We start from the raw sequence: 11,658 nt of genomic DNA, 5'->3' as shown, positions 1-11,658 counted from the left end.
AGTCGATGGCGACAAGAGCGGAATGGGCCGAGCCGCTCGTGTCAGAGAAGTTGTCGTCTGGTCTGATCCGCTTACAGAGGATCAGGTTACCAGTTCCGGGGAGCGGAGACAGGCCTTGAGGTGAGAGAGTACTCAGACGCCTTTAAAAGAAAGATCCCTCTGTGCCAATGTCGGGTGAGACAAGCTGCCCCTGGAAATCCGTGATGAGAGGGCGGAGAATGGACCTGACCCGTGCCGAAGCCTGCGCATCTCCGATCCGTTGCGGGGACCGCCCAGCGTGATTACGCAGATCACGCCATCGTGATCACCGCGATCGCCCATCGTGATCGCCCGGAGCGAAGCGACGCTGGTCCGTCGGGGTCTGGGTTCAGGTCTCGGTGGTCTCCTTGCCCTTGCGGCGCGAGGCGCCCTTCAGCGTGATGCGGTGCGCGTTGTGGACAATGCGGTCGAGCACGGCGTCAGCGATTGTCGGATCTCCGAGATGATCGTGCCACTTTCCGACAGGGATCTGGCTGGTGATGACCGTAGACCGCAGGCCGTGGCGGTCCTCGAAGACCTCGAGCAGGTCGCGACGCTCCTGGTCCTCGAGCGGGGCGAGCCCCCAGTCGTCGAGCACGAGCACGTCGATCTTCACCAGACGCCCCAGTAGGCGCGTGTACGTACTGTCGAGGTTGGGGCTGACGGCGCTTCGTGTAGCGCTTACCAAGGACAGTCGGGCTCACTCGGCTACGAAGTCGCTACAGTGCTGCTTCGGCTTGTGGCGGAAGGGCGTATACAACGTGCCGGCGGCCACTGTGAAGAATGCGACTGTGATTCGGTATCTTTGGCGCTGGCCTCCTGTGACCTTCGGCATCGCTGCATGGCGGAGCAAGCTCCCTGAGGACACCTCGAACGCATCGGCGAGCTCGACGAGAGTGCCAGCGTTCTGGCTCACGCTGCAGGCCTTCAACGAAACACAGACTATCGTCTGTTAATTCGGCCAGAGCGAGGCGCTAAACATCGTTGGAACTTCGCGGAACGAGGTCCGACATGGCGAAGCTGCGTCCGCGGCCCGAAGAGGGCCAACACATCGATCCGTCCATCGACAGCCCACCCCCTCACCCCGATCGCCGTCTTCACCGCCGCTCACGGCAGCCCAGCACCAGCAGCCCCCGCAGCACGCGCCCTGAGCAGGCCCATCTCCCGCCGCCGCATCCCGCAGCCCACCCGAGCATCCACGCGATCCTGGCCGAGCGCTCGCTCATCCTCGCCGTGCTCATCGCCAGCGGCGTCCCGGCGCGGGACCGCCCCGACGTGGAGCAGCAGGTGCTCCTGGGCGCATGGCGCTCCGTCGAGCGCGGCATGTACCGGCCGGACCCCTCGGACGAGCCTCGGCGGGCGCTCCGCGCGTGGATCCACGGCGTCGTCTGGAGGAAGGTGTCGCACTACGTCAACAGCGCCTACGTGCGTAGCGTGGTCCTCCACGCGCAGCCGCTCGGCGTGCTGCGCGAGCCCGCCGGACCGAGCCTCGAAGCGCAGATCGACGCGCGCGCTGATCTGGAGGCCCTCGCCCAGCTCACGCCGTGGCAGCGCGAGATGTTGCTCGCCGTCGACCGCCCGGAGTCGCTCGTCGCGTTCGCGAAGGCGCGCGGCATGAACCCGTACACGGCAGCGAGCCGGCTCCGCATCGCCCGTGAAGCGCTCGCGCTGAAGCTCCGGAGGCGCCGATGAACCTCGGAAGGTGCGCTGACGTCGGGGCCCACGGAAGGCACAAGGCGTGACGACTCCACGAGGCGGCCCGGAATTGAAGGGTGGGAGGCGGCTGCGCGGCCCGTGCGAGAGCCACTGCACGCGCCAGGCACGTCGCCAGGAAATCCAGCATGACTGTGCCTGCCAGAGAGATTCCCCGATGCCCTCAGTGACCCATGAAGCCCTGGTGGAGCTGTTCAAGAACCGGCCGACGCTGGCCGCCGAGATGCTGCACGACGCGCTCGGCCACCCGGTCCCGGCCTTCACGGAGGCGCGCGTCGATGCCTCCGACCTGACCGAGATCGTGCCCTCGAACCGCCGTGCGGACGTCATCGTCGTGCTGCTCGTGGGCGAGCAGCAGCGGCCCGCGATGGCCATCGTTGTCGAGGTCCAGCTCGGCGTGGACCCGGACAAGCCGTATGCCTGGCCGGTGTACGTGACCCAGACGAGGGCCAGGCACCGCTGCCCGACCCGGCTGCTGGTCGTGACGACCGACCCGGCGATGGTGAAGTGGTGCTCGCGCCCGACCGACACGGGCCACCCTGGCTGGGCGCTGACGCCGCTGGTGCTCGGTCCCGAGGGTGTCCCGGTCATCACCGACGCCGAGCAGGCGAAGGCGGCGCCCGAGGTGGTCGTGCTCTCGGCCATGGCGCACGGGCAGAGCGAGGCGGCGGAGGCGATCGGCGTGGCGTTCCTGGCGGCGGCTGCCGTGCTCGACGAGGAGCGCCGCGATCGGTACGCGGACCTGGTGCTATCTTCACTGAACGAAGCGGCGAGGCGGACGTTGGAGGCGATGATCGATGATGAAGAGCGGTTACGAGTTTCAGAGTGAATTCGCGCGCAGCTACGTGGCGAAGGGCGTGGAGAAGGGTCGGGAGGAGGGGCTGCGGGAGGGCCTCCTGAAGGCGAAGGCGCAGGCCGTGCTCGCCTTCCTCGAGGCGCGCGGGCTGGACATCCCCACCGAGGTGCGCGAGCGCGTGCTCGCCAGCACCGACATCGCCGAGCTGGACGGCTGGGTCCGCCGGGCTGCGGCCGTCAGCGACGCCAGGGAGTTGCTCGTTCCAACCGGCTCCTGAGCAAACGCTTCAGGCCTCTGCAAGCTGTCGAGCCGCCCGGCTCGGCCAACATAACCGGCGACGGTGGCGTCAGGCCCGCTCCACGTCAGCGCAGCGCGGGAGCTGTTCAAGAACCGGCCGAGGCTGGCCGCCGAGATGGTGCACGACGCGCTCGGCCACCCGGTCCCGGCTTTGACGGAGGCGCGCGTCGAAGCCTCCGACCTCACCGAGATCGTGCCCTCGAACTGTCGCGCCGATGGGATCGTCGTGCTTCTCGTGGGCGAGCAGCAGCGGCCCGCGATGGCCATCGTGGTCGAGGTCCAGCTCGGCGTGGACCCGGACAAGCCGTAGGCCTGGCCGGTGTACGTGACCCAGACGAGGGTCCGGCGCCGCCGCCCGACCCGGCTGCTGGTCGTGACGACCGAGCCGGCGATGGTGAGGTGGTGATCGACGTCAACTACGAGTAATCGTCGCTGATCACATTCGGGCGATCCTCTTCGGGCGTAGCGAGCCAGCGGGTGAACGGGACGGTGCCGAACTCGCTGACGCACGCCTTGACTCTCCACGTTGCCGGTCGCGCCCCGGCCCTCGTGTGCAGGGACCGCTTGGACGTAATGTAGGCCAGATCACCTGTTGACGCCGCCTTCCGCTAGGAGAAGCATCCGGGATCGGGGGAGGGCATGGGGCACGGGCTCAAGGCAAAGGCGCGTGTGCTCGTGCTGTGCGGCTGTGCCTGTGCGCTCGCCAGTCGTGTTCCGGCGCCGGCACACGCACTCGAGTTCAGCGGCGGCGTCAGCGTGGGCGGGATCCAGGTCGGGATCGAGCCCAGGCTCGCCGTGAGCCCCTTCGCCGGGTGGCTCTGGCGCAGCGAGGGGGACTTCAGGCTCGAAGCCCATAACATGCTCAGCATCGTTCCAGGCGATGGTGTCGGGTTCTACGACCGAACCGCCGTCACTCTTGCGTACGCCACGAAGACAACGACCGTCAGCCTCGGGCCGTCCCTGGCGATCTACTCGATGCCGGTATGCAATATCGTGATCTGTAACCGCGTGGTGGGGGTTGCACGCCTCGTGCCTCAGGGACTGTGACCGAAGGTGCTAGGAGGATCAATGCTGGAGCTCACCACGACATTCACACCCGCGGACGGGAGCTCGCCTCGAACCATCACGCTCCGGATCAGCGACGTGCGTCCGGATCCGGAGGGCTTCACGTGGTCCATTGCCGTTGATGTGCTTGGGTTTGAGTATGATGACAGTGTGCGCCTGAAACAGGTGGACTGGGCGGCTGCGATTGAGGACGCAGGGCGATTCATCAAGAGGATGGTGGCAGACAAGGTGGAGCTTGCGGGCGGAGGAACGCTCGATCCGCCCATCCTTCCTCCGGAAACATAGACCTGCGACTACACGATGCCGCGCGTCGATCGAAGTGTCGGCGGCCCGCGGCAGCGCGCGAGCGCGTCCTCGCGAGCTCCGGTCTCGTCGAGCTGGACCGCACCCATGCCGGCCTCGCAGAGGGAGCACGTGCCCTGACGTCGGGGCACACGACCTGCCTAAGACAGTGTACTGATGAATATGGTCGATGCCTCAAAGACTGCGACAGGAGATGTAAGTGATGCTCGAGCTGACCTTCAAGCTGACCCCAGAAGAGGGCGAGCCGCGCGACGTCGTGGTTCGCATCCACGAGCCGACGCGAAACCCTTCGGGAAAAAAGTGGCCTTGGGCTGTCACTGTTGACATCGATGGGCGCCCATCTACTACATTCGGGGTAGACCCTCTCGATGCGGTTGAAAACGGAGCCCAGCACGCCGCGATCGTGTTGCGCGGGGTCCATGGCGATGCGCTCGATCCGCCCATCGAGCCGCGGATGAAGGAGGGCCAATAATCGACTCAGGTATACGCCAAGCCTGCCCATCGCCGGGACCGAGGCGTACTCGGCTTCAGCCCCCTGGGTGCTGCTCGAAGATGGACGGCTGCCTCGGCTCTGAGGACCAGCCTGTGGCAGGGAGGCGTCCCCGCGCGGGACCGCCCCGACCTGGAGCAGCAGGTGCTCCTGGGTGCATGGCGCTCCGTCGAGCGCGGCATGTACCGGCCGGACCCCTCGGACGAGCCTCGTCGGGCGCTCGGCGCGTGGATCCACGGCGTCTTCTGGAGGAAGGTGTCGCACTACGTCAACAGCGCCTACGTGCGTCACGTGGTCCTCACGCGCAGCCGCTCGGCTTGCTGCGCGAGCCCGCCGGACCCAGCCTCGAAGCGTAGATCGAGGCGCGCGCACGCGCACTCGAGTTCAGCGGCGGCGTCAGCGTGGGCGGATCCAGGTCGGGATCGAGCCCAGGCTCACCGTGAGCCCCTTCGCCGGGTGGCTCTGGCGCAGCGAGGGGGACTTCAGGCTCGAAGCCCGTAACATGCTCAGCATCGTTCCATACGATGGTGTCGGGTTCTACGACCGAACGGCCGTCACTCTCGGGTACGCCACGAAGACAACGACTCTCAGCCTCGGGCCGTCCCTGGCGATCTACTCGATGCCGGTATGCAATATCGTGATCTGTAACCCGGCGTGAAATTACGATGTGGGAGAGTGCTGGGTCCGCGGTGAGGGAAACGAAGGTGCCGGCGGTAGCATCATCACCCCGACAGGAGGGGGAGCGCGTCCTGCCGCTGCACCGTGACCACCGCCCTGTCGGTCGCGTGGCCGCGTGCGCCCACGCCCCGGGCGAGGTGTTCACGCCGCCATCTTGGGCGCGGGAGGGCTATCCCGGAACGCGGGGCTCACGCAGCGGATAGGACGTCACGACGTTCAAACCGCGACGACGTTCAAACCGCGACGACGTTCAAACCGCGACGACCCCGCCGTCCACGAACAGCTCGGCGCCCGCGACGTAGCTGCTGTCGTCCGACGCCAGGTAGAGCACGGCCTTGGCGACCTCCTCCGCGCCCCCGAACCGCCCGAGCGGCACGGACTGACTGAGGCCCGAGATCAGCGCCTCTGCAGCCTCTGTGTGGCCGCCGACGAAGCGGCGCATGCCCGGCGTGTCGATGGCCCCCGCCGAGACCACGTTCACGCGGATGCCGGAGCCTCTCAGGTCGGTCGTCCAGGTCCGCGCGAACGAGCGCACGGCGGCCTTGGTGGCGTTGTAGACCGACTGATTCGGGAAGCCTTTGCTCCCGCTCATCGAGCCGTTGAGGACGACGACGCCTCCGCTCTTCATGAGAGGCAGGGCCTTCTGCACCGTGAAGAGCAGCCCTTTGACGTTCGCGCCGAAAAGGCGGTCGAAGTGGTCTTCGTCGATCGCGCCCATCGCCGCGACCCCGGAGATGCCGGCGTTGGCGAACACGACGTCGAGTTTGCCCTGCTCTCGCCCGATCCGCGCGAAGAGCCGGTCGAGGTCGGCCAGGTTGGCGACGTCGCCCTGGACGCCGAAGGCGCCGCCTCCGATCTCCTCGACCGCTTCGTCGAGCCTCTCTTGCCTCCGACCCGTGACGTAGACCGTGGCTCCCTCCGCGACGAAGAGCTTCGCCGTCGCGAGCCCGATGCCGTCGCTCCCACCCGTCACCACCGCGACCTTCCCGTTCAATTTCGCCATTGGACGCTCGCTCCTCGTGGATGCGCACCCCCGGATGTTCACAATGTGAACATAGGCGCCAGAGTTCACAGTGTCAACATCGCGTCGCACGAGCGCGCGAACGGCGCGGTTCGGGCCGGTCGTCAGGACGCGAGGGTCACGGGCGCCGCCGCTGTCGCCGAGGCCCCTTCGCGCCGGCCTGGCTCGCGCCGAGCCCTCGAAGCGCGAAGTCCAGGAGGCCCTCGAGCACCTCCGCGCGCGAAGCGACCGTGGCGAAGGCGCCGTCGAGCACCAGCGAAGCGAAGCCGTGGACCACGGTCCAGGCGCGGATCTCGCCGTCGATGCGGCTCTCGGGCGGGATCACCCCGCCGCTCACCAGACGGTCGAGCGCCTCACCGAGGATCCGATCCGCCGTGGGATGGTCCGCGGCGTCCGCACGTGGCTCGCGCCTCATCTGACACAGGCCGCTCGGCCCGTGCATGAGACGAAAGAGCTCCGGTTCCTCGGTCGCGGAGGCGACGTACGCGCGACCGATCGCCTTGAAACATTCGATCGCGACCTCCGCGTCGTCTCGTCCATCGAGGGCTCGCTCGGCGTCGGCCATCTTGCGTCGCATCCTCCGCGCGAGCTTGTCCGTTTCCGCGCTCGCGACCGCCGTGAGCAGCGCGGACTTGCTGTCGAAGTGCCGGTAGGTCGCGTTCGCCGAGACCCCGAGCGTCCGGGCGGCGTCGCGGAGGCTGAAGCCCTCCGCGCCGGAGGTGCGCACGAGCTCGGTCGCGGTCTCCACCAGCGCATTGCGCAGATCTCCGTGGTGATAGGCGGCCTTGGCGTCCGTCATCCAACGGAGGGTGACACCGTGAACCTCGCGCGTAAAGCGCCCCGTGGCTCGCTGACTGCTTGCAGGTGGAGGCGTCGAGCAGCCAGCGCGTCGTGCCGGTCGCGTCGTCGTTGCAGCGTTCGGTCACCACGATGTCGACTCGACCGTTGCCGTTCAGGTCCATCAGCATGAACTCGGGACGATCCGCGTCGGCGCTGCACGCGAGCGTGCCGCGCGCGCTCCAAGCTGCGCCGCGCCCGCAAGCACTGACCTCCCCGCGTCGTCCTCACCGGGTAAGTTCACCGGCACGAGTCGCGCTTTTCACCGGCGCTCGGCGCGTCTGCATCGGCATCGCCGTGCGTTCTTCACCGGTGAACTTCACCGAATTCCAGCGGGTTCACGCGATCATCAACACCTCCAACTTGCTGCGATCGTGTCGACCCGTCCAGCACGTCCGCAGGCTCGCGCGCCAGCGTACCCATACCTGCTGCGGCGCCTCGCTCGCCTGGATCGTCGCCGCGTCCGTCGCCATCGTCCCCTCCTCACCACACGCGTCCCACACGGACGAAAGCACGCAGCAGCCGTGCTCAGGCCTCGATCATGCGTTGAGGGAGAAGACGTCGATGAACGCTCCGAAAGGCGTGGGGCGTTTGGTGCCAGGCATCCTCAAGCGGCGGTTGCGACACGGACGGAGCAGCGCTGGCAGCGTTCCACTGGAGCGCGTGACAAAGGTGTTGCTGCGAGGAACTTCCACACGCACCCCTTGTTGCTATGCTCTGGTCATGGCTGCGCCTGGTCCTCTCGATGTATTCATCTCCTATGCCGAGGCCGACGAGGCGCACCAACACGTGCTCAGGAAGCACCTTGCGCTGCTCAAGCGCGAAGGGAAGATCCGCACACTTCACGCGGGACGTATAGCTGCGGGAGAACACCGCAACGCATCGCTCGTCGCACAGATCGAGGCCGCGCACATCATCATTCTCCTTATCAGCGCCGATTATCTCGCCGCTGACACGCAGTGGCACGAGATGGAGCAAGCCCTGCGTCGGCACAAGCTGGGGCAGACACGGGTCACGCCAATTCTACTGGATGACTGTGATTGGAGCTCGGCACCGTTCTCGCACTTGAAGATGCTGCCGTCGGACGGCCTGCCGGTACTGAAATGGGAGCGGCAGAACGAAGCTTGGGCGGCCATCGCACGAGGGATAAGACAGTCGATTCGCCAGCAGACAGTAATAATGGAATCGCACGATGGTGCGCCGCGGCAGGCAACCGCGAGATCATCTTCTTCCGTGTCAGGGTTTGAATCCACGCGCTCCCCTGGTCCAGGTCTCGGTAGGCAAGATCGCATTGGTGCACGCGGACTGGGCGATTCGCCTTCGGGTGTCCTCGCAGCATTCAAGATCGTCAGCACATTGATAGTCGCCGCCATGGCCTCGGTCATCGTATTCCCGCTGCTGAGCCTGATCGACTTTCGCTGGCCGTCCTCGTGCGGATCGTCGCCCCAGGATGCGGGCAAGGCTCCGATAGCCGTCGTCCCCTCTCAACAGCCGGTCGTGCAGCAACCGGCCTTGCAGCGGCCACCTATGGTATCTGTAGCCGAAGACCCAGTGCCTCCGTCGTCATCTCAAGAGCCGGCGAGGCAACCCCCGGAGTCCAAGTGCAAGCCCTTCGTTTGCGCGCTCCAAGGAGTCCCGCATGCTGCACTACCTCCTGAACCCGATACCGCGTGCCTTTATTTGACGCAGCGCAATGTCATGGCGTCGTGTGATAATAACAAATCGGCCGTCGTTGACGTGCATCCAGATATCAAGCTTGGGCTCGTCGAGTATCTGATCGCCAAGCGCGACGGATACGGCGCCCATGGTCATCCGATCAAGGCGACAGTAAAGAAACGATCGGATTCGGATCTGTTCTTTCTCGCGTCGTGGGAGCCGTTGCCTCAAGATTCTGATCTGGAGAACGTCCCGGTGGGCGATATTCTTTGCAGAAGAATCGTGGTGTATAACGCGCAGTATATTCACACGCGGCAAACCTTGAGCGCAATTCTGTCGCTCAGTCCAGGTCGGTTGCCGTCTCGGGAGTCTCATTATGAGTTTGGTGCAAAATGTGGAGATGTGACGTTCGCGGTTGAGGCCAAGTCGGGGTTTTCTGAGCTGGCAAAGTTATTGTCCGATGGCGCTGTTCGTCATGTCCGTTTTTCTGCAACAGTAAAAAGTCCCAGTGTTCTGGCGTTGGTGTCTCATGAACCAGTTGGGCAGCCGTGATCGTTGTTCGTTGGCTGAGTCGCTCGGAGAGTGCCAACCGGTCAGAGATAGGCCAGACGGGAATCCTGTGAGTGGATCGCGCTGAGGGGGGGCGTCCTGGCCCCTGGCGCACGGGCGGTGGATCGCTCGTCATGGATGCAGGACGCATCAGTACAGGACACCCCGCGCATCGCGCGCCTGGATGCTCCAGGTGCCCTCGACGATCTTCACGAGGTTGCCGAGCCTGCGCACATCCGCCCGGACCATCCTCTTGAACCCGTCGTCGTCGCGCGAGCCCTCGAAGTCCTTGAAGGCGTAGAGCTTGTGTCCTTCGATGTGGAACGAGCACGGCCCGAAGCAGCCGGGCCCTTCCGGGAACTCCCCTGTGAACATCGCGCGAGTCCCGAGGTCGAACGCGGGTGACCCGGTCCACCTTACACCTGGGCACGCGCGACGACCGCGCCCCCGTAACCGCCCGACCATCGCGATGGGCATGCGTGGCGCGTCGCCGCGGTGATCAGCCCATCCCACCACGCCCGGGGTGCCGCCTGAGCAACTATTCTGTAATTTTGCCGTGTTGCGCGACAAATCCCCCGCGGCGCAGCGCTCCCCCAGCCTCGCCCTCGCCTCGCCGCGTCCTCAACTTTACCGGTTCACATTGTGGCCCCGATGTCCCAGAGTGCCTCCCCTGGAGGTCAACTGAGATGGCTTTTGGCTCACTTCTTCGAACCGGTTCACTCGTTCTTGCGCTGGGGACGCTCGCTCTCCTCTCCGCCTGCTCCGACGACGGCGACTCCTCTGTCAGCGCCAGCGGCACGGGCGGCGGCTCGTCCGCGAGCAGCGGGAGCGGCTCTCAGGGCTCGGGCGGCGCCACGGGCGGCACCGGCGGCGCGGGCGGCGGCACCGGCGGCGCGGGCGGCGACGCCACCGGCACGGGCGGCAGCGGCACCGGCGGCAGCGGCGGCGGGCCCGATGCGCAGGGCATCACGCCCAACCCCATCGTCTCCCGCGGCAAGCCCGCCTTCGCGTCGTCGGGGACGGCGTCGGTGATCAACGACGGCAAGTACAGGTCGGCAGGCACCTGGATCGCCGGCAAGCCGACCGCCGCCGCGCCCGCCTGGGTCGCGATCCAGGTCGGCACCGGGTACGAGCGGCTGCTCCTGAGCTGGACGGCCTCGTACAACTACAACTACACGGACGTGCAATACGGGGCGCCGGGCGCTTACCGCGTGGAGACGTCGAGCGACTCCACGAACGGCCAGGACGGCACCTGGAAGAGCGTCGCCGAGGTGACCGACAACCCGGTCCGCACGCGCGCCCACAGCTTCGATTTCGGCGGCCAGAGCTGGGTGCGCTTCGTCGTGACCGCGGCCCCGGCGACGACCGCGGACGCCGGCGTCCAGCTCGACGAGATCGACGTGCACGACATCTCGAACGGCGCGGAGGACACGTGGTTCTTCCTCGGCGACAGCATCACCGCGTTCGCCTACGACCGCGACACCCCGGCCACGCAGCCGAGCTTCGCCGAGAACATCCACGCGGCGCACGAGGCCAACTACCCCGCGATGATCAACGGCGGCATCGGCGGCGAGCTCACGAAGGCCACGGACGACCGCCCCAGCGCGCTCGATCGCCTCGATGACGTCCTGGAGATGAACCCCGACTTCCACTTCTTCGCGATCGGCTACGGCACCAACGACTCCTGGGACCAGACCGACCCGAGCACCTTCAGGTCGAACCTGCAGGAGCTCATCGACAGGATCCAGGAAGCGGGCCGCGTCCCGGTGCTCGCGCGCATCCCGTTCTCGCCCGACGGCCACCACGACACGCTCGACGTGTTCAACCAGGCGATCGACGAGCTCACGCAGGAGAACGGCCTCGTCCCGGGGCCGGATCTGTATGCGTATTTCGAGGACCACCCCGAGCAGCTCGACGATCAGGTGCACCCCGGTCCCGCCGGGCGGGTCGCCATGAACAAGCTCTGGGCCGAGGCCGTGGACGTCCTCTACACAGGCCAGCCGTAGCGCGCGCCCCCGCGAGGCTGCGCCGCAGCAGCCTAGACCCCCGCGAGGCTGCGCCGCAGCAGCCTCGGCCCCCGCGAGGCTGCGCCGCTGCAGCCTTCACCCCTCGCGGTCGCGAGGGCTCCCTCGCGGTCGCGAGGGCTCCCTGGATCCAGCGCGCGCGGCGCCGCCGGCCGGCGCGCGCGGCCTTGAGCGGTCTTGCCACGCTCCGCGGGAAGCGACACCATGCGCC

10 protein-coding genes and 2 pseudogenes are annotated in these 11,658 nt (G+C 66.8%); 8 read left to right on the top strand and 4 right to left on the bottom strand.

What is annotated here, in order from left to right:
• Positions 1–367: 367 nt before the first annotated feature.
• A pseudogene (locus WME76_RS33630) lies at positions 368–667 on the bottom strand (ATP-binding protein); the annotation flags it as partial.
• 362 nt (positions 668–1,029) lie between these two features.
• Here WME76_RS33630 and WME76_RS33625 point away from each other — a divergent pair.
• The 6 genes and pseudogenes from WME76_RS33625 (at position 1,030) to WME76_RS33600 (ending at position 4,664) form a co-directional block, all read left to right on the top strand.
• A complete protein-coding gene (locus WME76_RS33625) occupies positions 1,030–1,710 on the top strand; it encodes a sigma-70 family RNA polymerase sigma factor (RefSeq protein WP_437956319.1) in 681 nt (226 codons plus the stop codon).
• 178 nt (positions 1,711–1,888) lie between these two features.
• A pseudogene (locus WME76_RS33620) lies at positions 1,889–2,804 on the top strand (hypothetical protein).
• 63 nt (positions 2,805–2,867) lie between these two features.
• Entirely contained in the window at positions 2,868–3,134 is a 267-nt protein-coding gene (locus WME76_RS33615) for a hypothetical protein (RefSeq protein ID WP_437956318.1), read from the top strand.
• Between the two features lie 329 nt (positions 3,135–3,463).
• Positions 3,464–3,871, top strand: a complete 408-nt coding sequence (locus tag WME76_RS33610) for a hypothetical protein (protein ID WP_437956317.1) — start codon at positions 3,464–3,466, stop codon at positions 3,869–3,871.
• A 21-nt stretch (positions 3,872–3,892) separates the two neighbouring features.
• Entirely contained in the window at positions 3,893–4,174 is a 282-nt protein-coding gene (locus WME76_RS33605) for a hypothetical protein (RefSeq protein WP_437956316.1), read from the top strand.
• A gap of 220 nt (positions 4,175–4,394) precedes the next feature.
• Positions 4,395–4,664, top strand: coding sequence for a hypothetical protein (locus tag WME76_RS33600; protein WP_437962184.1), 270 nt, complete (start codon positions 4,395–4,397; stop codon positions 4,662–4,664).
• A 946-nt stretch (positions 4,665–5,610) separates the two neighbouring features.
• Here WME76_RS33600 and WME76_RS33595 read toward each other — a convergent pair.
• Both WME76_RS33595 and WME76_RS33590 read right to left on the bottom strand, forming a co-directional pair.
• Entirely contained in the window at positions 5,611–6,363 is a 753-nt protein-coding gene (locus tag WME76_RS33595; RefSeq protein ID WP_437956315.1) for an SDR family oxidoreductase, read from the bottom strand.
• Positions 6,364–6,499: 136 nt separating this feature from the next.
• Positions 6,500–7,180, bottom strand: coding sequence for a TetR/AcrR family transcriptional regulator (locus WME76_RS33590; RefSeq protein ID WP_437956314.1), 681 nt, complete (start codon positions 7,178–7,180; stop codon positions 6,500–6,502).
• 92 nt (positions 7,181–7,272) lie between these two features.
• On the opposite strand from WME76_RS33590, the gene WME76_RS33585 reads away from it, so the two are divergent.
• Entirely contained in the window at positions 7,273–9,426 is a 2,154-nt protein-coding gene (locus WME76_RS33585) for a TIR domain-containing protein (RefSeq protein WP_437956313.1), read from the top strand.
• Positions 9,427–9,573: 147 nt separating this feature from the next.
• Here WME76_RS33585 and WME76_RS33580 read toward each other — a convergent pair whose 3' ends face one another.
• Positions 9,574–9,798: a hypothetical protein gene (locus tag WME76_RS33580; protein ID WP_437956312.1), complete on the bottom strand. Its 225-nt coding sequence runs from the start codon at positions 9,796–9,798 to the stop codon at positions 9,574–9,576.
• Between the two features lie 311 nt (positions 9,799–10,109).
• On the opposite strand from WME76_RS33580, the gene WME76_RS33575 reads away from it, so the two are divergent.
• Entirely contained in the window at positions 10,110–11,429 is a 1,320-nt protein-coding gene (locus WME76_RS33575) for a GDSL-type esterase/lipase family protein (RefSeq protein WP_437956311.1), read from the top strand.
• The last annotated feature ends 229 nt before the right edge of the window (positions 11,430–11,658 follow it).

Source organism: Sorangium sp. So ce119 (assembly GCF_051524405.1).
GTDB lineage: Bacteria > Myxococcota_A > Polyangia > Polyangiales > Polyangiaceae > Sorangium > Sorangium cellulosum_G.
The sequence above is the reverse complement of the archived record's forward strand: the minus strand, read 5'-3'. Positions and strand labels throughout refer to the sequence as shown.